Origin of the sequence: Pseudohalocynthiibacter sp. F2068 (assembly GCF_023015645.1) — a bacterium.
Taxonomy (GTDB): Bacteria; Pseudomonadota; Alphaproteobacteria; order Rhodobacterales; family Rhodobacteraceae; genus Pseudohalocynthiibacter; species Pseudohalocynthiibacter aestuariivivens.
This window is the reverse complement of the sequence record NZ_JALKAK010000004.1, coordinates 39769-64747: the sequence shown is the minus strand read 5'-3', so window position 1 is coordinate 64747 and position 24979 is coordinate 39769. Positions and strand designations below refer to the sequence as shown.

Annotated in this window: 30 protein-coding genes; 9 read left to right on the top strand and 21 right to left on the bottom strand. The window is 51.3% G+C overall.

Features of this window, described 5'->3' with window-relative positions:
• Window positions 1-28 precede the first annotated feature (28 nt).
• Window positions 29-682, top strand: a complete 654-nt coding sequence (locus MWU63_RS06435; RefSeq protein WP_213888649.1) for a TetR/AcrR family transcriptional regulator — start codon at window positions 29-31, stop codon at window positions 680-682.
• A 130-nt stretch (window positions 683-812) separates the two neighbouring features.
• Window positions 813-1421: a TetR family transcriptional regulator C-terminal domain-containing protein gene (locus tag MWU63_RS06430; protein WP_213888650.1), complete on the top strand. Its 609-nt coding sequence runs from the start codon at window positions 813-815 to the stop codon at window positions 1419-1421.
• Between the two features lie 153 nt (window positions 1422-1574).
• Here the strand turns inward: MWU63_RS06430 and MWU63_RS06425 are convergent, their stop codons facing one another.
• The 3 genes from MWU63_RS06425 to MWU63_RS06415 form a co-directional block, all read right to left on the bottom strand.
• Window positions 1575-2000 (bottom strand): GFA family protein, encoded by a 426-nt coding sequence (locus MWU63_RS06425; protein ID WP_213888651.1) that lies wholly within the window; start codon window positions 1998-2000, stop codon window positions 1575-1577.
• Between the two features lie 214 nt (window positions 2001-2214).
• Entirely contained in the window at window positions 2215-3531 is a 1317-nt protein-coding gene (gene preA / locus MWU63_RS06420; RefSeq protein WP_213888652.1) for an NAD-dependent dihydropyrimidine dehydrogenase subunit PreA, read from the bottom strand.
• Window positions 3532-3545: 14 nt separating this feature from the next.
• Window positions 3546-4880, bottom strand: a complete 1335-nt coding sequence (locus MWU63_RS06415) for an NAD(P)-dependent oxidoreductase (RefSeq protein WP_213888653.1) — start codon at window positions 4878-4880, stop codon at window positions 3546-3548.
• Window positions 4881-5116: 236 nt separating this feature from the next.
• Here MWU63_RS06415 and accB point away from each other — a divergent pair, with 236 nt between their 5' ends.
• From accB to aat, 3 genes are read left to right on the top strand one after another with little or no spacing between them, the layout of a single operon-like run.
• Window positions 5117-5608, top strand: a complete 492-nt coding sequence (gene accB, locus MWU63_RS06410; protein ID WP_213888654.1) for an acetyl-CoA carboxylase biotin carboxyl carrier protein — start codon at window positions 5117-5119, stop codon at window positions 5606-5608.
• Between the two features lie 11 nt (window positions 5609-5619).
• On the top strand, window positions 5620-6969 hold the full coding sequence (gene accC, locus MWU63_RS06405) for an acetyl-CoA carboxylase biotin carboxylase subunit (RefSeq protein WP_213888655.1): 1350 nt from the start codon (window positions 5620-5622) through the stop codon (window positions 6967-6969).
• 47 nt (window positions 6970-7016) lie between these two features.
• Window positions 7017-7634 (top strand): leucyl/phenylalanyl-tRNA--protein transferase, encoded by a 618-nt coding sequence (aat, locus tag MWU63_RS06400; protein WP_213888738.1) that lies wholly within the window; start codon window positions 7017-7019, stop codon window positions 7632-7634.
• Here the strand turns inward: aat and MWU63_RS06395 are convergent.
• From MWU63_RS06395 to MWU63_RS06350, 10 genes are all read right to left on the bottom strand, one after another.
• Window positions 7598-7954, bottom strand: a complete 357-nt coding sequence (locus tag MWU63_RS06395; RefSeq protein ID WP_213888656.1) for a DUF2155 domain-containing protein — start codon at window positions 7952-7954, stop codon at window positions 7598-7600. The two genes, aat and MWU63_RS06395, sit on opposite strands and share 37 nt — an antisense overlap.
• A complete protein-coding gene (mlaD, locus tag MWU63_RS06390; RefSeq protein ID WP_213888657.1) occupies window positions 7951-8397 on the bottom strand; it encodes an outer membrane lipid asymmetry maintenance protein MlaD in 447 nt (148 codons plus the stop codon). Before mlaD ends, MWU63_RS06395 begins: the two co-directional genes overlap by 4 nt.
• Window positions 8398-8419: 22 nt before the next feature.
• A complete protein-coding gene (locus tag MWU63_RS06385) occupies window positions 8420-8794 on the bottom strand; it encodes an NADH:ubiquinone oxidoreductase subunit NDUFA12 (RefSeq protein WP_213888658.1) in 375 nt (124 codons plus the stop codon).
• A 251-nt stretch (window positions 8795-9045) separates the two neighbouring features.
• The gene (clpX, locus tag MWU63_RS06380; protein WP_213888659.1) at window positions 9046-10311 is read right to left on the bottom strand and encodes an ATP-dependent Clp protease ATP-binding subunit ClpX; all 1266 of its coding nucleotides are present in this window, start codon (window positions 10309-10311) and stop codon (window positions 9046-9048) included.
• A 139-nt stretch (window positions 10312-10450) separates the two neighbouring features.
• Window positions 10451-11074: an ATP-dependent Clp protease proteolytic subunit gene (locus MWU63_RS06375; RefSeq protein ID WP_213888660.1), complete on the bottom strand. Its 624-nt coding sequence runs from the start codon at window positions 11072-11074 to the stop codon at window positions 10451-10453.
• 162 nt (window positions 11075-11236) lie between these two features.
• Window positions 11237-12268 (bottom strand): diguanylate cyclase, encoded by a 1032-nt coding sequence (locus MWU63_RS06370; protein ID WP_213888661.1) that lies wholly within the window; start codon window positions 12266-12268, stop codon window positions 11237-11239.
• Window positions 12265-12861 (bottom strand): heme NO-binding domain-containing protein, encoded by a 597-nt coding sequence (locus MWU63_RS06365; RefSeq protein WP_247077299.1) that lies wholly within the window; start codon window positions 12859-12861, stop codon window positions 12265-12267. The genes MWU63_RS06370 and MWU63_RS06365 overlap by 4 nt, the downstream gene beginning before the upstream one ends.
• A 63-nt stretch (window positions 12862-12924) precedes the next feature.
• Window positions 12925-14697, bottom strand: a complete 1773-nt coding sequence (locus MWU63_RS06360) for a DUF4153 domain-containing protein (RefSeq protein ID WP_247077298.1) — start codon at window positions 14695-14697, stop codon at window positions 12925-12927.
• A gap of 83 nt (window positions 14698-14780) precedes the next feature.
• Window positions 14781-16331 carry a trimethylamine methyltransferase family protein gene (locus tag MWU63_RS06355; protein WP_247077296.1) on the bottom strand — a complete coding sequence of 517 codons (1551 nt, stop codon included), beginning with the start codon at window positions 16329-16331 and terminating at the stop codon, window positions 14781-14783.
• A 121-nt stretch (window positions 16332-16452) separates the two neighbouring features.
• A complete protein-coding gene (locus tag MWU63_RS06350) occupies window positions 16453-17142 on the bottom strand; it encodes an HAD family hydrolase (protein ID WP_213888664.1) in 690 nt (229 codons plus the stop codon).
• Between the two features lie 119 nt (window positions 17143-17261).
• Between MWU63_RS06350 and MWU63_RS06345 the strand changes: the two genes are divergently transcribed.
• Window positions 17262-17717, top strand: a complete 456-nt coding sequence (locus tag MWU63_RS06345) for a MarR family transcriptional regulator (RefSeq protein WP_213888665.1) — start codon at window positions 17262-17264, stop codon at window positions 17715-17717.
• A 10-nt stretch (window positions 17718-17727) separates the two neighbouring features.
• On the opposite strand, the gene MWU63_RS06340 is transcribed toward MWU63_RS06345, so the two are convergent.
• The gene (locus MWU63_RS06340) at window positions 17728-18006 is read right to left on the bottom strand and encodes a DUF3572 domain-containing protein (protein ID WP_213888666.1); all 279 of its coding nucleotides are present in this window, start codon (window positions 18004-18006) and stop codon (window positions 17728-17730) included.
• A 95-nt stretch (window positions 18007-18101) separates the two neighbouring features.
• On the opposite strand from MWU63_RS06340, the gene MWU63_RS06335 reads away from it, so the two are divergent.
• On the top strand, window positions 18102-19487 hold the full coding sequence (locus MWU63_RS06335; protein ID WP_213888667.1) for a diguanylate cyclase: 1386 nt from the start codon (window positions 18102-18104) through the stop codon (window positions 19485-19487).
• On the opposite strand, the gene MWU63_RS06330 is transcribed toward MWU63_RS06335, so the two are convergent.
• The 4 genes from MWU63_RS06330 to MWU63_RS06315 all read right to left on the bottom strand — a co-directional run bounded on the left by MWU63_RS06330 (window position 19476) and on the right by MWU63_RS06315 (window position 21495).
• Window positions 19476-19964, bottom strand: coding sequence for a periplasmic heavy metal sensor (locus MWU63_RS06330; protein WP_247077294.1), 489 nt, complete (start codon window positions 19962-19964; stop codon window positions 19476-19478). The two genes, MWU63_RS06335 and MWU63_RS06330, sit on opposite strands and share 12 nt — an antisense overlap.
• 21 nt (window positions 19965-19985) lie before the next feature.
• Window positions 19986-20357 (bottom strand): hypothetical protein, encoded by a 372-nt coding sequence (locus tag MWU63_RS06325; RefSeq protein ID WP_213888669.1) that lies wholly within the window; start codon window positions 20355-20357, stop codon window positions 19986-19988.
• The gene (locus MWU63_RS06320) at window positions 20350-20934 is read right to left on the bottom strand and encodes an RNA polymerase sigma factor (RefSeq protein ID WP_247077292.1); all 585 of its coding nucleotides are present in this window, start codon (window positions 20932-20934) and stop codon (window positions 20350-20352) included. The genes MWU63_RS06325 and MWU63_RS06320 overlap by 8 nt, the downstream gene beginning before the upstream one ends.
• Window positions 20935-21015: 81 nt before the next feature.
• Complete coding sequence (locus tag MWU63_RS06315) at window positions 21016-21495, bottom strand: EF-hand domain-containing protein (RefSeq protein WP_247077290.1); 480 nt, start codon at window positions 21493-21495, stop codon at window positions 21016-21018.
• 201 nt (window positions 21496-21696) lie between these two features.
• Between MWU63_RS06315 and MWU63_RS06310 the strand changes: the two genes are divergently transcribed.
• Both MWU63_RS06310 and MWU63_RS06305 read left to right on the top strand, forming a co-directional pair.
• On the top strand, window positions 21697-22089 hold the full coding sequence (locus tag MWU63_RS06310) for a DUF983 domain-containing protein (protein WP_246531671.1): 393 nt from the start codon (window positions 21697-21699) through the stop codon (window positions 22087-22089).
• A 25-nt stretch (window positions 22090-22114) separates the two neighbouring features.
• A complete protein-coding gene (locus MWU63_RS06305) occupies window positions 22115-22807 on the top strand; it encodes an NUDIX hydrolase (RefSeq protein WP_213888673.1) in 693 nt (230 codons plus the stop codon).
• Here the strand turns inward: MWU63_RS06305 and MWU63_RS06300 are convergent.
• The 3 genes from MWU63_RS06300 to MWU63_RS06290 are packed head-to-tail and all read right to left on the bottom strand — an operon-like array spanning window position 22796 to window position 24880.
• Window positions 22796-23716 (bottom strand): DMT family transporter, encoded by a 921-nt coding sequence (locus MWU63_RS06300; RefSeq protein WP_213888674.1) that lies wholly within the window; start codon window positions 23714-23716, stop codon window positions 22796-22798. The genes MWU63_RS06305 and MWU63_RS06300 overlap by 12 nt on opposite strands.
• Before the next feature lie 38 nt (window positions 23717-23754).
• Window positions 23755-24660 (bottom strand): fatty acid desaturase, encoded by a 906-nt coding sequence (locus tag MWU63_RS06295; protein WP_213888675.1) that lies wholly within the window; start codon window positions 24658-24660, stop codon window positions 23755-23757.
• Entirely contained in the window at window positions 24653-24880 is a 228-nt protein-coding gene (locus tag MWU63_RS06290) for a DUF2061 domain-containing protein (RefSeq protein ID WP_213888676.1), read from the bottom strand. Before MWU63_RS06290 ends, MWU63_RS06295 begins: the two co-directional genes overlap by 8 nt.
• Between the last annotated feature and the right edge of the window lie 99 nt (window positions 24881-24979).

Here is a 24979-nt window from a genome sequence, read left to right as displayed (position 1 = left end):
GTCAAGAAAATTCTGGATGGTTTTTGCAATGCCTATAGCCCAGCGCCCCGCCCGCAAAAAAGATATTCGGCAGGAGAATGAAAAGCTTATTTTAGAAGCAGCCGAAAAAGTCTTTGCAGAAGCGGGGTTTGGCGGGGCAACCATGCAGTTGATTGCGGATGTTGCCGGTCTGCCCAAGGCCAATTTGCACTATTATTTTCCAACAAAAGAATCCCTGTACCGACAAGTTGTGCAGAACATTTTTCAGGTCTGGTTGCAGGCCGCAGACATCTTTGATGCCGCCCCCGGCCCTGCCGAGGGAATCGGGGCATACATTGACGCAAAAATGGAAATCAGCCGCAGGCACCCCGCTGGGTCTAAAGTCTGGGCGTCAGAAGTGATGCATCGTGCGCCTGTTATTCAGGATTATCTGGAGAACACTTTGAAAGATTGGACGGATGGGCGAATGGCTGTCATTCAACGCTGGATTGACGCAGGTTTGATGGACCCGATCAACCCACGCCATCTGCTTTATATGCTTTGGGCCACAACCCAGCACTATGCCGACTTTGGTCATCAGATTGAAACGCTGAACAACGGCAAACCCTTGTCTGACAAAGACTGGGCAGAGGCGAAGGTATCTGTAAAAGAGATCATTCTCAAAGGTATCGGGGTGGTGCCTGTTGGCAAAAATACCGGTTAATCCTGCTACATTGGGTAAACTCATTAGATTAGGGCGCAGTGTCCATCTGATTTTATTGTTCAAATTGCGCTGAACGTTTATAGAAAAGAACCCGCCCGGGCCTTTGACAAAGCTATTTTTGGGAAGACGCATGACTCAACCGCGCACACGCATTCAGCAGAAGAATATCACCACAATTCTGGATGCCGCATTAGAGGTGTTTTCGCAGTATGGGTATCGCGGTTCCACGCTGGATCAAATTGCTTTGGCATCCGGGTTGTCAAAGCCAAACTTGCTTTATTATTTTCCGTCGAAAGATGCGATCCATATCGCGCTTTTATCGAGCCTTATGGACACATGGCTTGATCCGCTACGCGCAATGGACGCCAAGGGGGATCCGAAACAGGAAATCCTGTCTTACATGCACCGCAAACTTGAGATGAGCCGCGATTACCCCCGTGAAAGCCGCTTGTTTGCGAACGAGATCATACAAGGCGCACCGCGGATCAAAGAAACGATCAACGGAGAATTGAAAGAACTGGTGGATGCGAAGGCAAAAGTCATTAAGAACTGGATTTCTGAAGGAAAGATAGCCAACGTAAACCCGCACCATCTGATCTTTTCAATCTGGTCCCTGACCCAGCACTACGCCGACTTTGACGTTCAAGTCCGAAGTGTTCTGGCAGGCAAGGAAGATGACCCATACCCGGAGGCAAAAGCGTATCTGGACCTTTTGTTCACCAAGCTGCTGACACCTTAGAAAAGAGAAGACCGCAAGGAGATTAGGTGGGCTTTGCAGGCAATTCAGACATTGCCCGGATCAAAGCCCCCACCTGATCCGGTTTAAGCGCGGCACTCGTGTTAAATCAGGAACCGGCGCAGGCTTCTTAAGAACAATTTTGTGGTGGGTGGATCACTTCGGTGAGGGTCCGAATGAGGCGGCAACCTCTGCACCCGTCATCATCTTGGTCTCGTTCGAGAACTCATAGAACTTCGGTTTGCTGTCAGTGAAGACCTGCAACGACATGCGTAATTTCGACTGATCGTCGAACAGGCCAGCGGCTATCTGATAATCTTTGCTGTCTATGATGTGATAAAAAAGGTTTGATCCGCATTTCGTACAAAAACCCCGTTCCGCCCAGTCAGATGAACGTGTTCGACCAATGCTCTCTTCGCCTTCGAATGCCGCATTTTGGCAATTCACTCCCATGAATGGCCCTGACGACCATTGTCGGCACATGTTACAATGACAAGCTGCGACAGTTGGCTTGCGGGCTGTCGCAACAATCTTCACGGCACCACACATGCATCTCCCGGTCAATTCCATCTCATTTGCCACGAATGAGCTCCATATCCACCAAATCCAGTTCACCGAAATCACTATCGAAGGACAGGGTTCGCGGCAACAATCTTAGTTAGCTCGAACTCGCCGCTCATTACTCGTCAACAATGACATTAACGCAAACCATCACTACTTTCCGACCTCCCCCCAAACGAAAACACCCCGACACAAGGCCGGGGTGAAGGTGGGGTTAAAAACCCTGGGAGATTGTTCATCCGCCGAAGGTTGGCTCCGAGACTGCGGATGGGTTGTTTGGATGCGTTGTCCAGTTCGCGTATTCGGACGGAACCTTTTCGCCTGTGCGCGGGTCTATCTGACCCGGCTGCATAGGTTCCATCGTGATACAGTCTTCAATCGGACAAACATCAACGCACAGGTTGCAGGCGACACATTCGTCATCCATCACCTCAAACACGCGATCTTCGGACATTGAAATCGCCTGATGGCTGGTATCTTCGCAAGCGGCATAACACCGACCGCAGCTGATACAGGCATCCTGATCAATCTTGGCTTTGGCAATGTAGTTGAGGTTCAAATACTGCCAGTCGGTAACGTTTGGCACGGCTTTGCCAACAAAATCGTCGACAGAGCTATGCCCTTTTTCATCCATCCAAGCAGAGAGACCCGAACACATTTCCTGAACGATTTTAAAACCATAGGTCATAACGGCGGTACATACCTGAACATTACCGCACCCAAGCGCCATGAACTCCGCAGCATCACGCCATGTGGTAACACCGCCGATGCCAGATATCGGCAAACCCGCTGTTTCCGGATTGCGTGCGATTTCCGCGACCATATTCATTGCGATCGGTTTGACTGCCGGACCACAGTAGCCGCCGTGCGTTCCTTTGCCATCAATCATTGGCTCTGGTGACATTGCATCCAGGTTCACCGAGGTGATCGAATTGATCGTGTTGATCAGGCTGACGGCATCTGCTCCACCGCGCTTGGCTGCCTCTGCCGGACGACGAATATCGGTGATATTTGGCGTCAGCTTTACGATCACAGGCATCCGGGTATTTTGCTTGCACCAGCGTGCCACCATTTCGATGTATTCTGGCACCTGCCCCACAGCAGAACCCATACCACGTTCCGCCATGCCATGAGGGCACCCGAAGTTAAGCTCGATGCCATCCGCGCCGGTTTCTTCGACGACAGGCAAAATCGCTTTCCATGCCGCTTCTTCGCAAGGCACCATAAGTGATACAATCATCGCCCGATCCGGGTAATCACGCTTTACAGCCTTGATTTCTCGCAGATTTGTCTGAAGCGGACGATCCGTGATCAGCTCGATATTATTGAGCCCCAAAAGCCGCCTGTCAGCCCCGTAAATCGCGCCATATCGTGGGCCGTTTACATTAACCACGGGCGGGCCCTCCGACCCAAGTGTTTTCCAGACAACGCCACCCCATCCGGCCTCAAACGCGCGGCGGACGTTGTACTCCTTGTCCGTTGGCGGTGCCGAAGCGAGCCAGAACGGGTTCGGGGATTTGATCCCCAGAAAATTTGCAGAAATATCAGCCATATTTATTCCTCCTCTCAGCCCATCAGGCTTTGGTGGATGTCTTCGGCAGCATCGCGGCCTTCGGCCACGGCTGTCACTGTAAGGTCGTCCCCGCCAGTGGCGCAGTCCCCGCCAGCCCAGACGTTGTTAACCGACGTACGCCCCGCGTCGCTAACGGCGATTTTACCACCCTCCAGAATGATCCCTTCAGGTGTTTCACCAAGCGTCTGGCCGATTGCCTTTAACAATTGATCCGCAGGTAAACGAAATGTCTCGCCAGTGCCGCGCAGGCCGTCGCTGGTGGTTTCGGTATATTCGAACTCCACTTCCTGAACGGCCCCATTGCCATGCACCTTCACGGGTTGCGCATTTTCAAGAATGCGCACCCCAGCCGATGCTGCGAGATCCTGCTCAAATCCTGAGGCCCCCATCTGATCACGGCCACGGCGATAGGCGATAGTCACGTTTTCAGAACCAAGCAGTTTTGATTGTACTGCCGCATCAACAGCCGTCATCCCGCCCCCGATGACAACAACATTTCGTCCAACAGGAATGGTTGACATATCCTCGGCCTGCCGAAGTGTGCTGATGAAATCAACCGCATCAGACACTCCGTCTTTATCAACGCCCTCTGCCCGAAGTGCATTTACGCCCGCAAGGCCGATTCCAAGGAACACAGCGTCATATGCCGTCGTCAATTGGTCAATGCTTAGCCCGTTTCCGAGCGATTTTCCGGTCTTGAGGGAAATTCCGCCAATCTGCAAAAGCCAGTCAACTTCGCGTGCAGCAAACCCATCTACGGATTTGTAGGTAGCGATTCCAAATTCGTTCAGACCGCCAGCCTTTGATCGTGCATCAAAGAGGTCGACATCATGACCATACATCGACAAACGGTGCGCACAAGAAAGGCCCGCAGGCCCTGCGCCGATGACGGCAACCTTTTTACCAGTCACGTCGGCGCGACTGAACGGATGCTTGCCGCTATTCATCAGTTTGTCTGTCGCATATCGCTGCAAACGTCCGATTTCGACGGGCTTACCCTCAGCAACCTCACGCACACAAACCTCTTCGCACAACGTTTCTGTCGGGCAGACCCGCGCGCACATCCCGCCCAGAATGTTCTGAGAAAAAATCGTTTTTGCGGCTTCTTCAGGTGTTCCAGTCTGAATCTGACGAATGAACATCGGAATATCGATGTCGGTAGGACAGGCGGTTGTGCATGGCGCATCATAGCAAAAATAGCATCGGTCTGCGGCAACGGCAGCTTCATGCGGCTCATAAGGCGGATGCAAATCTGAAAAATTTTCCTGGTATGCCTCTGCACTCAGTCTGCCTGACTGAATCCCCGGCGTCATTTGGCTGTTTGGCATTACCGGCCTCCCTGCTGGTTTATGTCACGCGAATCTTGCCACAAGTTCATTTTTTTATCAAATGGTAAATTTTTAGTCTCTCTTTTTTCGTTAACGCATTGTTTTTTCTCACTGGCACATGGCAGTCTTCCATTTAATGGCAACAATCGCTTTTCACCCTACATTGGCTGACGTATAAGCAAACGAGCTCAGGGCAAGCTCGCTACAGACGAGCAGCAAGACCGATCGAGGATGGCATGACAAAAAAATCTCAAGATTCAGACGTTGCATTTATTCAGGCGCTGGCAGAATTGCTGCACGAGAATGATCTGACCGAACTTCAAGTCAAACGTTGTTACGGCGAGGACGACAGTTTGAACGTCCGGGTCAGCCGCGCAAAAACGGTTCTCGCTTCTGCGGCTGTTCAAGCCGCAGCACCTGTTGCAGCACCCGCTGCACCCGCACAAGGGGCCCCTTCAGCTCCTGCTGCCAACTCAGAAGACCCAGCGAACCACCCTGGTGCTGTTTCTTCACCAATGGTCGGCACAGCCTATTTGGCTGCTGAACCGGGTGCCGCCGCCTTCGTCACAGTTGGCTCGCAGGTCAACGAAGGCGACACCCTGATGATAATTGAAGCCATGAAAACCATGAACCAAATCCCCGCGCCCAGATCTGGCACGGTTAAACGCATTCTGGTGACAGACGGGGACGCAGTCGAATATGGCGCTCCCCTGATGATCATCGAATAAAGGCAGGCGCCATGTTCGAAAAGATCCTGATCGCCAACCGAGGCGAAATCGCTTTGCGCGTCATTCGTGCAGCCCGGGAAATGGGAATCAAATCGGTCGCCGTACATTCGACAGCTGATTCAGACGCAATGCATGTGCGTATGGCTGACGAGGCAATCTGCATCGGGCCTCCGCCCGGCGTGGACAGTTACCTTTCGATTTCATCGATCATTTCTGCTTGCGAAGTCACAGGAGCACAAGCCATTCACCCCGGCTATGGCTTCTTGTCCGAGAACGCGAATTTCGTACAGATCGTTCAGGATCATGACATCACGTTTATCGGACCGACGGCGGAACATATCCGCATCATGGGCGACAAGATTACCGCCAAGGAAACTATGAAGGCGCTGGGTGTGCCATGTGTTCCCGGATCCGAAGGTGGTGTCCCTGACTATGAAACGGCACAAAAAGTAGCTGAAGAAGTGGGTTACCCTGTCATCATCAAGGCAACTGCCGGTGGTGGTGGACGCGGCATGAAGCTCGCCAAATCCGCTGATGAACTTGAAACGGCGTTCCGCACGGCGCGTTCCGAAGGCAAATCAGTCTTTGGTAACGATGAAGTTTATATTGAAAAATACCTGGGTGCGCCACGGCATATCGAAGTTCAGGTTTTTGGGGACGGCAAGGGTAAAGCCGTTCATCTGGGAGAGCGTGACTGTTCACTTCAACGCCGCCATCAAAAGGTTTTCGAAGAAGCCCCCGGCCCAAGCATTACACCAGAATTGCGGGACAAGATTGGCAAGACCTGCGCCGACGCAGTCGCGCGTATCAACTACATTGGCGCTGGCACAATTGAATTTCTCTATGAAAACGGTGAATTCTTTTTCATTGAAATGAACACGCGACTCCAAGTCGAACATCCCGTTACAGAAGCCATCTTTGGTGTAGACCTTGTTCGTGAACAGATCCGCGTGGCAGGTGGGCTTTCAATGTCATTTGGGCAGGATGATCTGGACCTGCATGGCCACGCAATCGAGGTGCGGATCAACGCGGAAAAACTCCCGAACTTCAGCCCCTGTCCCGGCAAGATCACCGCGTTTCATGCACCGGGTGGTTTGGGTGTGCGTATGGATTCCGCACTCTATAACGGTTATTCAATACCCCCCTATTACGACAGTCTGATTGGGAAGCTGATTGTGCATGGCCGCGACCGACCAGAAGCACTGGCTCGGTTAAAGCGAGCCCTGGGAGAGTTGATTGTAGATGGCATTGATACCACCCTGCCACTTTTCCATGCGTTGCTTGATGAACCGGATATCCAGACTGGTGACTACGACATCCACTGGTTGGAACATTGGCTGGAAACCAACCTGGGCGGGTAGCCAGTGCTTGGGGGGTCTTCCCCGTGACTGAAAAAATCACACCTGAAATGTTGCTTCGCGCTTATGCTGCGGGCGTTTTTCCTATGGCAGATTCACAGGAAAACCCCGAGATTTTCTGGGTGGACCCGTTAGATCGGGGAATTTTGCCATTGGACAAATTCCACATTTCAAGAACCTTGAAGCGAAATATACGCCATGAAACTTTTCAAATTAGAACAAATTTTGACTTTTTTTCTGTTTTAAAAGGATGTGCAGACAGAAATGAGACCTGGATCAATGACTCAATCTTTCAGCTTTACCTGTCACTGCATGAAATGGGCTTTGCGCATTCAATGGAGGTTTGGCAAGAAGATACATTGGTGGGGGGGGTATACGGCGTAGCGCTTGGCGGTGCTTTTTTTGGTGAAAGCATGTTTTCACGACGCAAGGATGCGTCAAAGATCGCGCTGGCTTATCTTGTAGACAGGTTGCGGGTCGGGGGGTTTACGCTATTCGATACACAATTCATCACCCCACATCTTGCATCCTTGGGCGCTGTTGAAATTTCTCGCGCGCACTATCGTGAATTGCTGGAACAGGCCTTGCTTGTAAACGCAGATTTCAACAGACAGGTTGGCACGCCAAGCGGTCAGGACGTGATACAGCGCAATACCCAAACATCATAGCGCGGGTGGTCCAGAGCATTGAGCGCGGGTGATGATGCAATCATCCATCCTTCGAACAAAGGTGAAACCGAGCCTTCGCCACGAATTTCCAGCGAAGCAAAAGCGTCGCCCGCGGGATTTCCCGTTGGGTAGCGACAGCTGTTAAGTTTGATCTCCAACCTTCCGAGCTTTACGACCTCGCCCGATGACATCTGATAGTCAGCTAGGTTACCGTTTACCTTATCAAGACTGCGCAGCACAGCGCCGCTCGCTTCCGTGGCATCTTGTGCGTTTCCCTGACTTGCGGCCAGAGCAGCAACAATTGCCAAAGCTCGGATCATTCTTCACTGCCTGATACGAATTTCAGCAACAAGGACACGAGGCTTACTGCGCCTTGCGTATCCTCTATCTCCGATCCTGGTTCGTAATTCAGGGGCGAACCACCGGGTAATATTTCAACAAAAGTTCCACCCAAAAGCCCTTCAGAGGAAATTTGGATAGAGCTGTCGTCCGGAACTACGACACCTTCAAAAACCGAAATCTCACTATCTGCTCTGAAATTTTGTGTGTTCAGGTTCAGCCCGATCACCGTTCCGACTTTGACACCGGCCATCCGAACGTCAGTCCCGATCGAAACGCCTTCGACGGATCTGAAACTCGCTTTCAAGGAATAGTCGCCACTTTCAGTGGAGAACCCCGTTGCTTGCCCGGCAAAAACAAGAAACCCTATCGCGACAGCCAGAACGGCCCCGCCGACCAATACCTCTGTTGTATTCTCAGACATTTAAGTATCCCAAGTCTGTGGATTACTCAGGCTTCCAGGCTTCATAGTCTTTACCAGACTTAGTGGCCGTGTGCCTGATTGAACCTGCAGGCGCATAGGCAAGCTCTGTACCTGTCAGGTTTTCCTGATGTTGCTTTTCCCAAGGCTTATGCGCCAATGGTGTCTTTGTCGGTGGCTCGTCCCAGGTGAAATGCAACCAGCCGTGCCAGTCAGGGGAAATGCGGCTCGCTTCAATATCGTTAGCGTAATTCACCCAGCGGCGTTTTCCGTCGCGGGTTTGGTAAAAGATATTGCCCTGCTCATCCTCGCCAACTTTGACACCTTTGCGCCAGGTAAATAGCCGTGTACCAAGCGTTTGGCCGTGCCACCAAGTGATAAGAGACAAAATAAAGCGCATGAAACCCTCCGGGAGCAATTTCTCATGATATGAACCATGTTTGCGCCAAGGTCCAGTGGAAGAGAGCGCATCGTGATAATGGAGCGTCATTTCATTTCAGAATTTGGCTTTGCTGCGCCGAGTTTCAGGACGCGTAAGGGAGTAGTTCTATTCGAGAGCTGAAAACTCCATCAGTCTCAGAATGGAAAAGGGCCGCCGCACACACGATGGCCCTATCCTAATAATTTAGCAGGTCTCAGTCGCCAGCGTATCTAACCAACGGAAACCGGATTTTCTTTCGCATCACTGTGTACGAAAAGCGGTGCTGCATCAGAATTTACAGCCTCTTCATTCACAACAACCTCATCAACGCTGTCCATTCCGGGCAATTCAAACATCGTATCCAGCAAGATATCTTCCATGATAGACCGCAAACCTCGAGCACCCGTTTTCCGGTTTATCGCACGTTTTGCAATTGCAGCCAGCGCATCTTCGGTAAAGGTCAAGGTCGTGTCTTCTAACTCAAAAAGCCGTTGATATTGTTTGACCAATGCATTTTTGGGCTGCGTCAGAATCGTGATAAGCGCGTCTTCGTCCAGATCAGTCAGTGTTGCGATGACTGGTAGGCGGCCAACAAATTCCGGGATCAACCCAAATTTAAGAAGATCTTCAGGCTCAAGTTCAGTGAACATCTCACCGACACCGCGGGTGTCGTTGTCTTTCACATCTGCGCCGAATCCCATGGATGAACCCTTGCCACGCGTCGCGATAATCTTTTCGAGACCTGCGAATGCACCGCCGCAAATGAACAGGATATTCGTGGTATCAACCTGAAGAAATTCCTGCTGCGGATGCTTGCGCCCGCCTTGTGGCGGAACAGAAGCGACTGTGCCTTCCATAATTTTCAGCAACGCTTGCTGAACGCCTTCACCCGACACATCACGGGTTATCGAAGGATTGTCAGATTTACGCGTGATCTTATCAACTTCGTCAATATAAACGATACCACGCTGCGCGCGTTCAACATTGTATTCAGACGCTTGCAACAGCTTTAGAATAATGTTTTCAACGTCTTCCCCAACGTACCCTGCTTCGGTCAGCGTTGTGGCGTCAGCCATTGTGAAGGGGACATCCAGAATACGCGCCAGCGTTTGCGCAAGAAGCGTTTTACCGCACCCCGTAGGGCCAATAAGCATGATGTTCGATTTCGCGAGTTCAATCTCACCAGATTTAGAGCCGTGATTCAGGCGCTTATAGTGATTGTGAACCGCGACTGACAGCACCCGTTTCGCATGTGTTTGTCCGATGACATAGTCATCCAGCACAGTACAAATCTCGCGAGGAGATGGCACGCCCTCGGATGATTTCAGCCCGGCTGTCTTGGTCTCTTCGCGTATGATATCCATGCACAGCTCGACGCACTCGTCGCAGATGAACACTGTTGGGCCAGCGATAAGTTTACGCACCTCATGCTGACTCTTTCCGCAAAAAGAGCAGTACAGGGTGTTTTTACCGTCGTTGCCAGAATTATTCGCCATCACTTTCCTCTAAGGCCATCGCCTCACTCTGATACCCGCCAAATTATGGCAGGAGTTGGTGCCCTCGACCCAGCTTAGGCCAGCCAAATTTGATCTACAACGCCAAAATCACGACTTTGGCTCCTGCCTCGTAAATGGATTAGGTGTCAGATTTAGGGCGATTTTCGACAATTTCGTCGATCAGGCCCCATTCTTTTGCGTCCTCTGCGGACATAAAGTTGTCTCTCTCCAGCGCGTCGACAACGGCTTTTATCTTCTGACCGGTGTGTTTCACATAGATCTGATTAAGACGATCTTTGAGCTTTTGTGTCTCTTGCGCGTGAATCATAATATCTGTCGCCTGCCCCTGATACCCACCAGATGGCTGGTGCACCATTACACGGCTGTTCGGCAGCGAATAGCGCATCCCAGGCTCGCCTGCCGTTAACAAAAGCGAGCCCATAGAAGCGGCCTGACCGATTACGACAGTAGAAACTTTGGGCTTGATGTACTGCATCGTGTCGTAGATCGAGAGACCAGAGGTCACTACGCCACCCGGCGAATTGATGTACATCGAGATTTCTTTTGAAGGGTTTTCAGATTCCAGAAACAGAAGCTGCGCAACAATAACGGTTGCCATCTCATCGTGAACCGGACCTGCAACAAAGATGATACGTTCTTTCAGGAGTCGCGAAAAGATATCATAGCGGATCGAACCACGTGATGTTGTCTCTTCGACGGTTGGAATTATGAAGTTAGTGAGTGTTGAAATTGGATCGTACATTTTGCCTGCCTGCTACTGTCGCCTGATCTTTAGCGCGGGATACCTACGAGAGTCTTAGTTGTGCGCCCGGGCCCCTGCAAGGGGCGACGACGGTATTTGCGACCTTTTTAACAATGTCCGAAGCGTCCAGTCAGCATGGCGCCATACAAAAACGCCTGATTTTCAATGATGCGGTCGCAATCCCTTCTGTTTCATTTGCTCAGCCGACCGATCCTCCCCCATCAGGGTTTCAGAAAAGAATGTGACCTGAGCACGCCCTTTGCTTTTCGACGCATAGAGCGCAAAATCTGCATCTGCGAGCATTTTTTCAGCATTCAGGCTCTCGTAATTTTCAGAGGTCGTCGCACCAATACTTGCGGAAATTCTGCAGAGCGCTCCGTTGAACGCAATCGGCCGTTCCAACTTCGCGATTATCCTTTGTGCAAAAATTTTTAGTTTCGCGGCGTCCGTCATATCCGGAAAGAGAACGACAAACTCATCACCACCAACCCTTGCGACAGTGTCATCCAAGCGTGTTTCTGCGACAAGCACATTGGCAACTTCCTGCAGTACATAGTCCCCCGCTGCGTGCCCATAGGTGTCATTCACATCCTTGAAAAAATCCAGGTCAAGGTGCATCAGGCCGAACCGTCTGTTTGCCTCAATCTTGCGCGCGAGAATATGGTCCATAGCGCGGCGGTTCTTCAGGCCCGTCAATGTATCTGAAAGCGCTTGTTCTTCCGCTACTGTTTTTGCGCTTTGCAATCTGTTGTTCAGTTTACGCAGCTCGTTCATCACAGCTGTCTTAGCCTCGACAAGGTAAAGCATTTCCACAGTAAGATCCGTCGGCGCGAAATCGGCTATCGTTAGCCCGTACTCACGCACGCAATCCAAAACCGAGATCCCAAAGGACAGGTTGAGCAGGACACGCTCATCACATGTTTTGACGATTTGACCTTTAAACGATGTTGCGGGTTCGGAACGAAACCGCAAATACAGTTTATGGCCCACAAGATTAAAGAGTTCTGAAACGTGCTTTACACCTGCCGGACGACGCAGTCTGAAGACGTCCAGAAATGGATTTCCGATCAGTTCGCCCTTCGGTCTCAGCTTCATCAGGGTCGGGCCTGCATGGGTAATATCACCAGATACATTCAGACAAAGGTGCATCGGAATAAGCTGGTCGAGCACTTGCCCCAACTGAAACTCTGTCATGCCACCTCACCTGCGATCTGTGTCAGGTCGAATGCACGCCCCTCCGAAAAGTCGGACTCAAACACTGAAATCGATATTTTTTCAAAACCCAGTTCAGCGCCCTCATACTCCAGAAACACCAATGCACCGTAATCATCCGCCATTCCGCGTAATAGCCCGAGCGCAACATGCCCAAAACCGGTATGGACCCAATGACTGAACAGGGTAAAATTTCCCTTTCCGTTGTCTTTCAATTCCAATCTGGGAATATCGAGATCAGGCACAGCAAGTTTCGCCCGATCCTGAAGATCATCCAGAGAATGAAGAAACTCAACGAAGTTGACTCCGCCAAAGCGCAGCAAACGGCGAACGGCCACAACATTCCTATGAGAAACAAGATACGTACCCGAATCTTCCATCACGTCGTCACGGGGATTAGAAAGCCGAACGGCAATTGCATCCAGAACAGCATAAGTCAGGCTGTCATCGTAGCTGAGCATCGCCTCAAAGCCTGGTAACCCGATGTTTGCCGAAACAGCCACGTCAGCCCAGATCTGCGCACCATAGGTATCTTGAACGAAACATTGGATAGACCGGTTAATCAGACCATGCATTTTCTTCCCCTCAAAATTTTGAAGGAAAGCTAGAGTGCAGGCATTAACATCACACTTACGGTGTCAGGGTTGAATAAAGATTGAACTATCTAGCAAGCGCAGAACCTGTATTTCAGCAGGCCCCGTCGCAAATCTACCCGCGAGAATCGCGTCAACCGTATCCGCGCCTCGATAATTACTGCTCGAATCACTGAGATCAGAGAGATATTGTTTAAATTCATAGCCACCGTTCTCGGTCGGCACGAAAGCGACCAACCGGGCGCTCTGGCTGCCTGTCATATATGCGACGATCACTTCCGGATCGGTTGTCGCAGGCAACAGGTCAACAAACAAGGCAACACATCCCGAATGCCCCTCTGGCGTCGTTCGCCCGCAACCATCCATGATCGCGTTTAAGGTATTGCTGGGAAGACGTGCAAACATTTCTTCTTTTAGAACCGCGCTCTCGGGACGCACAGCAAGGATTTGGAGCAGCTCTCGTGTTGACAAATTAATCTCGGTTGTGGTTCTTGTATTCTCTAATTCGTATCGGTTGGATGCTTCCGTGACGCGCGTAATCTTAGCTTGCAATTGCTCTGATTGTGGGTGATCTGTCATTGCTTCAAGACGCCTTAGCCCTGCAGCACCGGCATGCCCCCATTCCCGGCCAATCGCCCACACATCAAGCGTTTCAACATCGGTACGACCCGCTTCAAAACGCGCGATCTGGTTGTTTGTTGAAATACGTTCCGGGTTTAATACAGGCGTCAGCCATAAAGCAGCCAAGGCAATCAGAAGCAAAGCAATATAGGTATTTGCCCGTCTTATGTGGATCATCCAGTTATGACGCAATATCACGGAAACCGCATAAGCCACTGCGTAGGTTTGCATAAGAACAACAACTGTTGCCAGTGCAAGCCGGTCCGGGGTCCAGCCATATTGATCAACCCGAAGCCAGACAGCATAGCCGGCAAGCGCAACTATAATCGGCGTCATCAGAGACAAGAGCCGCACCGAACCAAGCATAACAAAGCCTTCAACAGCATCAGCGTCTTCTTTTTCCAGTGCTGTTGAGACAAGGGTTACAGCAGCGACAGCTATCGCGAGTAAAGTTGCGGCAGCGGATAGGCCCGCGAACAATCCTGATAAGCCCTGCAATGGTAACGCCAGAACAAAGACGGCAACGACCACAACAAACGCGGGCAACAGCAATCGCAACAGCCGTAAAATCAAGAAGGGTGATACATAGTCTGAAAGTTCGTTCACGACGGCAATTGCCAGACCTAATATGCCACCTGTCAGCGCAAATGGCACCCAGTCAATATCAAGCAAGTCCTCAATGGTCGTAAGGCCAACGATATTAAACAGAGCGTTGCACAGCATTACGACGGCCCAAAAAATGCCGACGAACAACCAGGCTGCGGCGTAACGGACAACAATGTTCCAGGCGTGATCGAACAATGCCGGATAGTAACGCCAGCCCTCTTTTGCGCTTTGAGCGGTAATCAGAAAGGGCAGTGGAATGGTAATGAGCACACTGTATGCGATCAGGGGTAAACCCGTTTCCAGAAACTCTTCCATCTCGACAAATCGAAAACTTGCCCAAAACAATAGCAAGGCTGACGGAACAGCAACCACCACCGCTGAAAGAGCAGCGCGCCCAAGCTTGAGCTGGCCAAACAGGGCCATCAACGATCCAAAAAACCCAAACGTCGCCGCAGCAATCAGCAAAAACACATGCGAATTGCTGAAAAAGTCTTCGAGCACTTCGAACAAAAACCAGAAACTGTACCCGGCGAACCCGCCGATCAGTGCTAAAAGCAACCGGTTCCGATTGGTGATTGTATCTGTGCTCATCGCCTTCTCCCCCTTATTGGATCGCGGGTTTGAGCACAGATTAGCGAGGTGATAGGAATCTGACCAGCCAAACAGGTCAGTTTTTAGAAATCAGTTGGCGCGCCACCTTCTGCTTTTCTGCGCGTTACAAATTCTGCGAGTTCTTCTCTGATCGACACATCCATCGCCGGAGTTTCGAATTCATTGATGATGTTCTTGAACATTTTATTGGCGCGTTCCGCTGTCCAGTAACCTCCAGCCAGATCCCAGCCCTCATAGTTTCGCCAGTCAGAAAGGAAAGGCTGATAAAACGCGTGCTCATAACGATCCTGCGTATGCTGAATGCCAAAGAAGTGCCCGTCATTTCCGACGTCCCTGATCGCATCAAGCGCAATATCATCAGGTGTTGTAGCCGTAATCATCGGTTCAAAATAACGCTGGATTTGCTGTAAGACCTCGCAATCCATGATGAATTTTTCCGGGCTTGCAATTAGCCCACCCTCAAGCCAGCCAGCCGCGTGATAAACCATGTGCGATTGCGACTGCACCGCCGCCCAAAGCGAATTTGAGGTTTCCCACATTGCCTGACCATCCGGCACATTCGCGGCGCACACGCCGGACGACCGCATCGGCAAACCGTAAAACCGCGCCATCTGGCCAGTCATCTGGGTTGCCCGCATATATTCCGGTGTTCCAAACGCCGGCGCACCTGTTTTCATGTCAACGTTTGAGGTAAAGGTACCTATCCCACAGGGCGCGCCTGGGCGAATATATTGCGCCAGAACGATCGCGATTAACCCTTCAGCCAACGACTGCGCAACAGCACCAGCCATTGTGACAGGCGCCATCGCCCCGGCCAACGTGAAGGGTGTTACCACCGTAACCTGCCCGCGCCGCACGCAGCGCATGTATCCGTCAAGCATAAGATGATCGTGCTTCAGTGGCGAAGTTGAGTTGATGTTTGTGTACATCCTTGGTGTCGCTTCGAATTCTTCGTGACTGAGGCCGCCTGCGATACGCACCATCTCCATCACATCTTCGACACGCTCTTTGCCCAGGCTATAGGCATGCGGCACCTTGTCCGTCAGGGTCAGCTTGTCGAAAAGCACATCCAGATGCCTGACAGACGCATGCACATCGACGGGTTCTACCGGATAACCGCCCGCGACGTGAATACAGTTGAAATACTGCGTCAGTTTCAGCAGATTTGCACAATGTTCGCGCGTTCCCGGGACTTTTCCGGTCTCCATATCCCAATAGTTTGGCGGACTAGAGACATTCACAAACACCATATGTTTGCCGCCAATGGCAATCTTGCGATCCGGGTTGCGCGGTGTGATCGTAAACTCTGACGGGGCCTTGGCGACCAGTTCCATCACCGTATCCCGGTCGATGCGAACGTTGGTTCCGTCAATCCGGCACCCCATTTCCTTGAATATCGCGAGCGCATCATCGAACAGGATTTCAATGCCGATATCTTCAAGAATACGCATGGCACCGTCATGAATGGCCTGAACGCCTTCTTCAGTCAGCGGTTCTGTCGGGCGATCAGTGTTCACTGGAATGCGCCAGGGCATTTGATCTATCGTGCTACCTGAACCGCGGGTATTTCCCGCTCTGCCGCCAGACCGTTGCCTACGTGTGGTTTTCGCCATCGTTCATCTCCATTGCTTCATTCTAGCAAGCCGCAACAGAACGGCTATTTACCGGATGAAACCGACATTAAATGTCGTAAAAAATGCGTCGAGAAAATTTGAAGATAAAAAACCGGGCGCTTTAGCGATCCAGCCAAACTGGCAAACGACCTATATCCGCTAAAACAACATCTGCATGTGGTGCAAGTTCTGGCTCCTTTGCGATTCCTGTCAAAACCGCCACAGTTGCCATCCCGGCCGCACGTCCTGCCACCAGATCGTGCGCACTATCCCCTACCATGACCACGTCTTTGGCCCGAAGACCCATAGAATTGGAAAACTCCAGCAACATTCCCGGTTCCGGTTTGGAACCAAACCCAGAATCAAACCCGGCTATAAAGTCAAAATGTTCTGTGACCCCAGCCTTTTTCAGATTCGCGCGTGCCGGCGCTTCGGCATCATTTGTAGCGATTCCCAATTTCATCCCGCGTTCGCGAAGCCCTGTTAACAAAGGGTCCAACGGTGCAGCTTCGACAACGGGAACTTCTTCCGCAATCGCGTTGATTATCACAAGAAGCTGGTCCGCTGTCTGGTTAGGAACCGACGGGGCGAGAGCTTCTGCAATCATGTCTGGTGTGCACGCTATTAAGATGCTTTCAGGGTGAAATTCTTTGGTGTGATAGTCAAATCCAACTGACTTCGCCATCTCGATGGCCCTTATAAGGTCTCCATTGGCAAGGTCGTCAAACAAGCGTTTAGCCCATAGGCTCCACGTGTGTTCAAAATGAAAGAGTGTACCATCTTTATCGAAAAGAACCCCAGTATATTGCATCCAACTGACTCCGGATGTTGCGCGTTTCCAAGATGCTTCTAGGCTGTTTTGCAACCTTCCGCCAGAACGGTTTTTAAAGCGTCTTGACCAGCCTACCCTAAAAATTGACAGTGTTAATCATGACAGACCAAACCCCTTACCGGCTTCATCAATCGCTCGGGTATCAATTGTCCCTGACATCACGCATTCAGGAACGCCGTTTTGAAGAAAAGCTTAAAACGCTGGGACTGACGCGAATTACCTGGTGCATTTTGCTTGCTGTGCAAAACGAAAACCTGTTCCAACCGTCTGATATTGCATCATTTGTCGGAATTGATCGCACCGCTACTTCGCGCGCTTTACGTCAAATGGAGCAAAACAAAACGCTTTTTCGCGCAACCGGTAAGGGTGACAAGCGGACAACCTCTGTCGCGCTTACAGATAAAGGCAAAAATCTGGTTACGCTCGGTACAAATTTTGCCCGTGAAAACGCCGCCAAACTTGAAAGCAAACTTTCAAAAGCCGAGGCAGAAAATTTACGTCTTCTGTTGATCAGACTGCGAACAGGTGAAGATGCCGCTCTGAAAAACCTTTAGCATTCCCTTCTCAGGTCCAATGCATATGGCTTCCGCCCGGTAACGCCATGCGTGCCTGCGCGGGAATATCATAGCGTATTCCAGCAGAATCACAGAACGAAACAACCCAAGCGTCGTCCATCATCAGAAAATCCAGCACAGACCCTAAAAATTCAGGTTCTGCTGCGTAATTTTTCAAATCTTCTTCCGAAGCCCCGCTAGAGCCCAGAAAAACCGGCAACAAGTCATCATTGGCTACCAGCCAACCAAGACATTGCAGTGAAATTATTTCAGCCTGTTCGCTGGTCATCGCACCTAAATTAACCTCCGAGCAATACATTCTTAACTTTTCTAGCCCACAAGAACTCAGGAACGAGCAACTAACCTTAACTTTGCGGGGAAACAATGCCAGGTCGCATCCTTATCGTCGATGATGTCGCGACCAACCGCATCGTTTTGAAAGTTACGCTCGCTTCAGCGTGCTACGATGTACTGCAGGCAGGGTGTGGTGCAGAAGCTTTGTCGCTCGCCCAAACAGAACACCCCGACCTAATTCTTCTTGACGTTTTAATGCCGGACATAAGCGGCATTTCTGTCTGCAAGCAACTTAAAGCCGATCCTCTGACCGCTAATATTCCGATTATTATGGTGACGTCTTTGAAAGATTCAAAAGCCAGAATCAGAGCGTTGGAAGCGGGTGCTGACGACTTTCTTTCAAAACCAATCGACGAGATGACACTTTTGGCGCGGGTACGCAGCCTGCTTCGTGCACGCGATACCGAAGAAGAGCTGCAATCGCGCGAAGCGACTTGCCGCGAATTTGGTTTTGCTGAAAAAGGTCAGGATTTCACCTCACCAGCTAAAATTGCCCTTGTTGCTTCAAACGAAGCGATTGCAGTGGATTGGAAGTCTGAATTATCACCATTTCTGGATGACGATATTGAAGTGGTGTCCAAGGAAGATGCCCTCGCATTGAAAGGAACTCAGACACCTCCCGACATATTTGTGATTTCGGGGGACCTAAAGCGCCCTGACGAAGGGTTGCGTTTGCTGTCTGAATTGCGAAGCCGCGCCCTGACCCGGCACGCTGCAATCATAATGGTTCTGCGTGCTAAAGCACGGCAACAAGCTGTGATTGCGCTTGACCTTGGCGCAAATGATTTGATGTCCGGTACGTTTGAACCCCTGGAGCTTGCTTTGCGCATCAGGACTCAGGCGCGGCGCAAACGGAAAGCTGACCGCCTTCGAAGCACTGTGCGTGACGGGCTGCGCATGGCTGTTGTTGACCCGCTTACAGGGCTTTACAATCGGCGTTACGCGTTCTCGCACCTTGAACGCATTGCGGAGCGTGCGCAAACTTCTGGAAAACCTTACGCAGTCATGATGCTCGATATTGATCGCTTCAAGGGCGTGAATGACAATTTTGGACACGCCACTGGTGACGCAGTTCTGATCGCTGTTGCCCAGCGCCTGCGTGACAACCTGCGGCATGTTGATTTGCTCGCCAGAATCGGGGGCGAAGAGTTTCTGATCGCTATGCCCGACACCAATCTGGCCGATGCAAGATTTGCGGCAGAACGTCTACGGCGGGTAGTGCGCGACGCGAGTGTTGATATCCCGATGAGTCAAAACAAGGTTTCCGTCACGCTTAGTATCGGTGTCGCATTAAGCAGTGCTTTGTCAACGGAACAAGAAACTGCAGAGCAGCTCATTAAACGCGCAGACCGGGCTTTGTTTGCGTCAAAGTCTGAAGGGCGTAATCAGGTTACTTTGAGCCGCTCAGCCGCCTGAATGATACCGACGAAACCGGGGCCGCCGACCAAATTCTTCTTCCAATCGGTCCGCGTAAGTTGCCCGTTCACGTTCTGACATAGCCGATATCTGATCAAACAATATTTGCTGCCCGGCTTTGTGTCGCTCGGCCAATTGCTGCTTTTGTGCATCGAGCACGGTCTGCAGTGCCGCCTGATCAAACGGCTCCGTCCGCAGTGCTTGCAAGATTGACTCTGCACGAGATGGTAGGTCTGCACGCGCCTCTCGTGCGGTTGTCATTTCACGGGCAAAAGACCTGCGCAACGCTGCTCTGTCACTACGGCTTAGTGCCTGAATCATTGGTTGAACATCCAGATCCAATCCCCTGTGTCGATGGTGCCCACCGGGCCCGAATTTCAAAACCGTTCCGGCAATGATACCAATAACCAAAAGGTTCAATGACAGCGATACCGCCAGAAGGACTTTTGGCCAAATCTTGCTGCGTGGTTTTTCCATTTGTTGTTCCATTGTCATCGGTCAGCCTTCTGCCACAAAATCATCAAACCCCGGCAATAGCTCGGAGAGGTAAGCGTCTGTCTCACCGGTAAGAATACTGCTACTTATATCTTCCAGTGTTGCGGGTGGGCTTAGCCCAATCCAGATTCCAGCAACAGTTGCCGTCGCCATACCAGCGATAGCGGGCCATCCGCCTATTGCACGAAAGACCACCGCCAATCTGGATTCGCGCGCTTCTGAAGGTTTAGAACTGGTGACTCTGCAGACAGCCTGTTCAGTATCCGCATCCGCAAGAACGCGAACAATAAGATCAGATGACGGAACGTGTTTCTCGGTGCGAGCCAGATCAAACAAGCCCTCCAAAGCGCCACTATCAAACTTTTCTTCAGTCATCCGTATACCCCAATTCTGCACGTTTTCCGGCCAGCAAGACCTCGAGCGAGCGTTTTCCTCGTGCGGTCAGGCTTTCAACCGCTTCAACGCTGATTTCCAGCACCTGCGCTATTTCAGGGTTCGTAAACCCCTCTATATGGCGCAGGACAACCGCCTGACGTTGCCTGTCGGGCAAGGCGGCCAGAGCATCCTTCAATGCCGCGAGGCGTTCTTGTTCCTGAAGGCCCGCCACCGCCCCCGGTGTTTCGTCTTCTGGTTCAGAAATCTGATCAAGTCCGATCCCCTTGCGTTTGCGCTGCCTGTCTGTGCACAGGTTTAAAACAACGCGGTAAAGCCATGTGCTGACTTTTGCTTCACCCTGTCGCCAATCGCCTGCAATTTTCCAAAGACGCAGCATTGCTTCTTGTGCAACATCTTCGGCTTCGGTCGCATCGTTCAGCATACGCGTGGCGAAACCCAGAACCCTTGGCAACAACCGTTGTGTTAAGGCGCGTGCAGCATCCGTATCGCCATTGCCATAGAGAACCAGCAACGCGTCATCGGAAACATCAGCTAAGGCATCAAACGCCATTTTCATTGCCTTTTATGCCTAGCCCAAACAGTCTCTTCAGGCAATCACGGGGCCTGCCAACTGCAGACTCCGTGACCAAGTTACACTTTACTCAGATGCACTGCCTTCGCCGTGCCGATGTCGGCGACCAGCGTGCCGGGCCTTACCTTCCTCGAATTCTTCTTCTGAAATGGCGCCGTCACCATCACTGTCCATACGCTCAAACATGTGGGCGCGCCGGTCTTCGTGCCCGTTCATTTCGTCTTTTCCGATCTGACCATCGCCGTTTTCATCGTGGCGCTCAATCATGCGTGCGACACGGCGCGCAACACGCTCCTGAGCCTGGGCTGTCATCTCTTCTGCGGACAAAAAGCCATCGCTGTTTGTGTCTGCAGAGTCAAAACGAGCCTCACGGTGCGCAACCATTTCTTCCATGGTCACCAAACCATCGCCGTCTGCGTCAAGTTCTGAAAAATCATGCTCTGGACCATAACGGCCATGGCCTTCGCGGGCTTCAACAACACCAGTGACTCCAATCGCTCCAACCATGAGCGCGACCAATGCTGCGATACGATAGTTATCTTTCATGCCAGTATTCTCCGAATTGTAAGTTTCTTTCGATGCGAGTTTTTCTTCGCAATCAGAATATCAAACGGCTGAGCGCGCTTTTTCCGTCGAAAAAAATTTAATGCTTTTGCGACATCCCGACGCGGAACGTGTTCTAGAGCTTACTAATTTGAAGTTTAGGACTAAATGGTAAGGCTAACACGACAGTACCGAGAGACTCAGATGCCCGATTCCCAAGCTACTTTCAATCGTCCGGTTCGCCCCGCGATGTTGCGCGGCTGGCGCCGCCGCTGCCCTAAATGTGGCTCAGGCCCATTACTTAGCGGCTATCTCAAGGTGCGAGCAACCTGTCCGGTATGCGATGAAGAATTACATCATCACCGCGCGGATGACGGACCGGCATACCTTACTATTTTGATCGTGGGTCACATCCTGGCCCCCCTTATCCTCATAATCTATACACAATACCGACCCGAACCTATGGTCTTAGCCAGCAGTTTCTCAGTAGGGTGTGTCGCGCTGTCGCTTTATCTTTTACCCCGCTTAAAAGGTGCAATCGTTGGGTTGCAGTGGGCAAAGCGGATGCACGGCTTCGGGAAAACAGTAAACGTCTAGTCAGATCTGAATATCGGAGGAATGAATGGACAAAACCGCGATCCGAAACGCCGCTACCGTAATTCTGCTGCGTGACAAAACAACGAACCCACGCGTGCTCATGGGGCAACGTGGGGCCAAAGCTGCATTCATGCCTAACAAATTCGTTTTCCCCGGTGGTGCGGTTGACCCGGACGATGCACAGATACCTTTGGCAAGCACCATGTCAAACACCTGCCTGACACGTCTGGCAGAAGATGCCGACCCAGCACTTGTTCCGGCCTTGCAGACTGCGGCAATACGCGAAGTCTGGGAAGAAACAGGCCTTATTCTCGGAGCACAAAGCAGATGGCATACAGCACCCCCCGAAGATTGGGTTGATTTCGCGGCAACCGGCCATGTGCCTTCCGCTGCAGGGTTCACGTTTGTGTTTCGGGCCATCACCCCTCCGGGTCGGCCACGCCGGTTTGACGCCCGTTTCTTTTTAGCCGACGCCGCCCATATTCAGGGTGACCCGGATGATTTCTCTCGCGCCTCAGAAGAATTGTCTCAATTGCAGTGGATACCGTTGGAAGAAGTGCGCAGTTTCAACTTGCCGTTTATCACCGAAGTTGTACTGGCAGAGATTGCCGCTCTGGCGAATGAAGAGACACAGCCAGAAAGTGTTCCGTTCTTTAAGAATGACGACGAAGAGAGCCTGTTTCTAAGACTAGGGCGAAAGAGCCCGCTAAGCCAGTAAATCGCTTGTTGCGAGGATCAGAAGCAGAATACTTACAGTTATGAACCCCATCGCAAGAAGCTCGCGGCGGCTGGTTTTTTCGTGAAATACGAAGACACCTGCAATAAAGCTGAACAATAATTCGATCTGGCCCAATGCCTTTACGTAGGCAGCGTTTTGTAGTGAAAACGCCGCGAACCAGCAAAAGCTGCCAATCATGCTTGTCAAACCAACAAGCCCCGCAACGCGCCAGTGACGCAGCACACGGCTGATTTCACCCTGTTCGCGCAACCGCAGCCACACAGCCATAACAAGTGTTTGAAAGGTAGCGACAATTGCTAGCGTAAAGCCCGCGCGCAGAATAAAGTCATCAAGACCAAGTGACAGGGTCGCCCCACGATAGCCGGTTGCAGATACGGCAAACAGGATGCCCGAAAGCAGTCCCAAACCTGCCGCACGATTGAACATTCTTTTGTACCAGCGTCCAGTTGCCCCTTTGGGCGGATCAGACAAAAGTACGACCCCGATGAACCCTACAGCGATCGCCATAAGACCCCAAAAAGAAACTCCTTCGCCAAGAACAATTAAGCCGAGAAGGGCAGTTTGAACCACCTCGGTTTTCTTAAATGTAATCCCGACAGCAAAGTTTCTTTCAGCAAATAACGCGACAACACACATTGTCGCCAAAATCTGCGCCAGCCCGCCGCTAAGCGCGAAGGCCCAGAACCGCAACGGCAGCGCCGTTACGGCTTGCCCCGTTACATTCATATAAACGAAAATCAGTATCGCTACCAGCGGAGCGGAGTAGATAAATCGCGCAAATGTCGCGCCCGCCGTCGAAAGTTGTGTCGCCTTGAGGTGCTTTTGCAGCATGAATCGCAAATTTTGCGAAAACGCCGCGGCAATCGATATGGGTATCCAAAGCTCCATACCGCCTCGTTACAGAAGGCGTTCGAATTGTCGAGACCTTAACGCCGCCAAAACGGATGCGGAACATCATCTTTTCTACGAAAGAAATGTTTGCGAAACACTTCGCCGTAAGACCGGTACAAATAGTTTTCATTACGTTTCAGGTACCGATCTTTGTTCTGCGCATAAAGTTGCGGCAGCTTGTACCAAGGGACGGCCGGATGCATGTGATGCACGACGTGAAGGTTATTGTTCAGGAAAATCAGGGCCAGTGGGCCTTTGTCTTCGATAATCACTGTACGGCCACCGACATGTTCATGCGCGCGGTGTTCCAGAAAGGTCCGGATCTTAAGGATCGCCAGACCTGAGTAAGCCGCAAGCACATAAAGCCAGAACGGAACCTCTGCGACATAGAAAAGCCAAAATAACACGGGCACCAAACCAACAAAATGCCAGACCCAGCCCATAAGGGCAGTTCTGTCACCCGCGCGGATCAACCGCCAATCACCCTTTACAAAATATATTTGCGCGATGATCGGCCCGATAAGCATTCGGCCCAGCAAGGTGTTGTTCAGGTTCAGGACAACCTGCTGCCATCTTGGCAAATAGTTCCACACCTTGGGGTCCATGTAGTTCGATTCAGGATCATCATAAGGGTCTGTCAGGATCGAATCCTGATGGTGCGCCAGATGCAAATCCCTGAACCGCATATAGGGGATGAACAACCCGATTGCCGGAAAAACGAGCGCCTCGCTTAGCGCCCTGCTGCGCAAGGGGTGGCCATGCAAAACTTCGTGCTGTAACGAAGAATGGAGTGCAAGAGCAAAGGTGAGCGTTGCGTAAGACAACCACAGAGACAGCGATGCGACAACCGTGCAGCCAAGCAACCAAAGACCGTAACACAGGATGATCAGCAGTAATGTTTGCCATTCCACCAAAATCCGGCGCGGTGCGTGTTCAGCCATTGCGTTCCCTTTGTACAAGTGTCGCCCGTCCCCAACTGATGCGGTTCCACAAACGTTCATATGCAAGATAAGACAAAAACCCGACCGTCGCATTGATCAGGGCCAACAAACTACCAATGCTGAAAGATCCAGTGATCAGAAATCCAATCAGCGCCATCGTCGCAAGACCCATCCCCTGCCATCCGATCGCCTTGACCCATGTTCGCCTTTTCGTGTCCATTTTTTCTCGGTTTTTCGTTGGTTACACATTTCTCTATCCCCTAATCACGGATGCGTGTATTACGGGAATACAAAACAAAAACTAAACATTGTTGGATTT

Excerpts from the sequence above, each read along its gene's own strand:
- MWU63_RS06435 (WP_213888649.1), top strand. The coding sequence starts at position 29 with ATGCCTATAGCCCAGCGCCCCGCCCGCAAAAAAGATATTCGGCAGGAG.
- MWU63_RS06430 (WP_213888650.1), top strand. The coding sequence starts at position 813 with ATGACTCAACCGCGCACACGCATTCAGCAGAAGAATATCACCACAATT.
- preA (WP_213888652.1), bottom strand. The coding sequence starts at position 3,531 with ATGGCTGATATTTCTGCAAATTTTCTGGGGATCAAATCCCCGAACCCG.
- MWU63_RS06415 (WP_213888653.1), bottom strand. The coding sequence starts at position 4,880 with ATGCCAAACAGCCAAATGACGCCGGGGATTCAGTCAGGCAGACTGAGT.
- accB (WP_213888654.1), top strand. The coding sequence starts at position 5,117 with ATGACAAAAAAATCTCAAGATTCAGACGTTGCATTTATTCAGGCGCTG.
- accC (WP_213888655.1), top strand. The coding sequence starts at position 5,620 with ATGTTCGAAAAGATCCTGATCGCCAACCGAGGCGAAATCGCTTTGCGC.
- aat (WP_213888738.1), top strand. The coding sequence starts at position 7,017 with ATGTTGCTTCGCGCTTATGCTGCGGGCGTTTTTCCTATGGCAGATTCA.
- MWU63_RS06395 (WP_213888656.1), bottom strand. The coding sequence starts at position 7,954 with ATGATCCGAGCTTTGGCAATTGTTGCTGCTCTGGCCGCAAGTCAGGGA.
- mlaD (WP_213888657.1), bottom strand. The coding sequence starts at position 8,397 with ATGTCTGAGAATACAACAGAGGTATTGGTCGGCGGGGCCGTTCTGGCT.
- MWU63_RS06385 (WP_213888658.1), bottom strand. The coding sequence starts at position 8,794 with ATGCGCTTTATTTTGTCTCTTATCACTTGGTGGCACGGCCAAACGCTT.
- clpX (WP_213888659.1), bottom strand. The coding sequence starts at position 10,311 with ATGGCGAATAATTCTGGCAACGACGGTAAAAACACCCTGTACTGCTCT.
- MWU63_RS06375 (WP_213888660.1), bottom strand. The coding sequence starts at position 11,074 with ATGTACGATCCAATTTCAACACTCACTAACTTCATAATTCCAACCGTC.
- MWU63_RS06370 (WP_213888661.1), bottom strand. The coding sequence starts at position 12,268 with ATGACAGAGTTTCAGTTGGGGCAAGTGCTCGACCAGCTTATTCCGATG.
- MWU63_RS06365 (WP_247077299.1), bottom strand. The coding sequence starts at position 12,861 with ATGCATGGTCTGATTAACCGGTCTATCCAATGTTTCGTTCAAGATACC.
- MWU63_RS06360 (WP_247077298.1), bottom strand. The coding sequence starts at position 14,697 with ATGAGCACAGATACAATCACCAATCGGAACCGGTTGCTTTTAGCACTG.
- MWU63_RS06355 (WP_247077296.1), bottom strand. The coding sequence starts at position 16,331 with ATGGCGAAAACCACACGTAGGCAACGGTCTGGCGGCAGAGCGGGAAAT.
- MWU63_RS06350 (WP_213888664.1), bottom strand. The coding sequence starts at position 17,142 with ATGCAATATACTGGGGTTCTTTTCGATAAAGATGGTACACTCTTTCAT.
- MWU63_RS06345 (WP_213888665.1), top strand. The coding sequence starts at position 17,262 with ATGACAGACCAAACCCCTTACCGGCTTCATCAATCGCTCGGGTATCAA.
- MWU63_RS06340 (WP_213888666.1), bottom strand. The coding sequence starts at position 18,006 with ATGACCAGCGAACAGGCTGAAATAATTTCACTGCAATGTCTTGGTTGG.
- MWU63_RS06335 (WP_213888667.1), top strand. The coding sequence starts at position 18,102 with ATGCCAGGTCGCATCCTTATCGTCGATGATGTCGCGACCAACCGCATC.
- MWU63_RS06330 (WP_247077294.1), bottom strand. The coding sequence starts at position 19,964 with ATGGAAAAACCACGCAGCAAGATTTGGCCAAAAGTCCTTCTGGCGGTA.
- MWU63_RS06325 (WP_213888669.1), bottom strand. The coding sequence starts at position 20,357 with ATGACTGAAGAAAAGTTTGATAGTGGCGCTTTGGAGGGCTTGTTTGAT.
- MWU63_RS06320 (WP_247077292.1), bottom strand. The coding sequence starts at position 20,934 with ATGAAAATGGCGTTTGATGCCTTAGCTGATGTTTCCGATGACGCGTTG.
- MWU63_RS06315 (WP_247077290.1), bottom strand. The coding sequence starts at position 21,495 with ATGAAAGATAACTATCGTATCGCAGCATTGGTCGCGCTCATGGTTGGA.
- MWU63_RS06310 (WP_246531671.1), top strand. The coding sequence starts at position 21,697 with ATGCCCGATTCCCAAGCTACTTTCAATCGTCCGGTTCGCCCCGCGATG.
- MWU63_RS06305 (WP_213888673.1), top strand. The coding sequence starts at position 22,115 with ATGGACAAAACCGCGATCCGAAACGCCGCTACCGTAATTCTGCTGCGT.
- MWU63_RS06300 (WP_213888674.1), bottom strand. The coding sequence starts at position 23,716 with ATGGAGCTTTGGATACCCATATCGATTGCCGCGGCGTTTTCGCAAAAT.
- MWU63_RS06295 (WP_213888675.1), bottom strand. The coding sequence starts at position 24,660 with ATGGCTGAACACGCACCGCGCCGGATTTTGGTGGAATGGCAAACATTA.
- MWU63_RS06290 (WP_213888676.1), bottom strand. The coding sequence starts at position 24,880 with ATGGACACGAAAAGGCGAACATGGGTCAAGGCGATCGGATGGCAGGGG.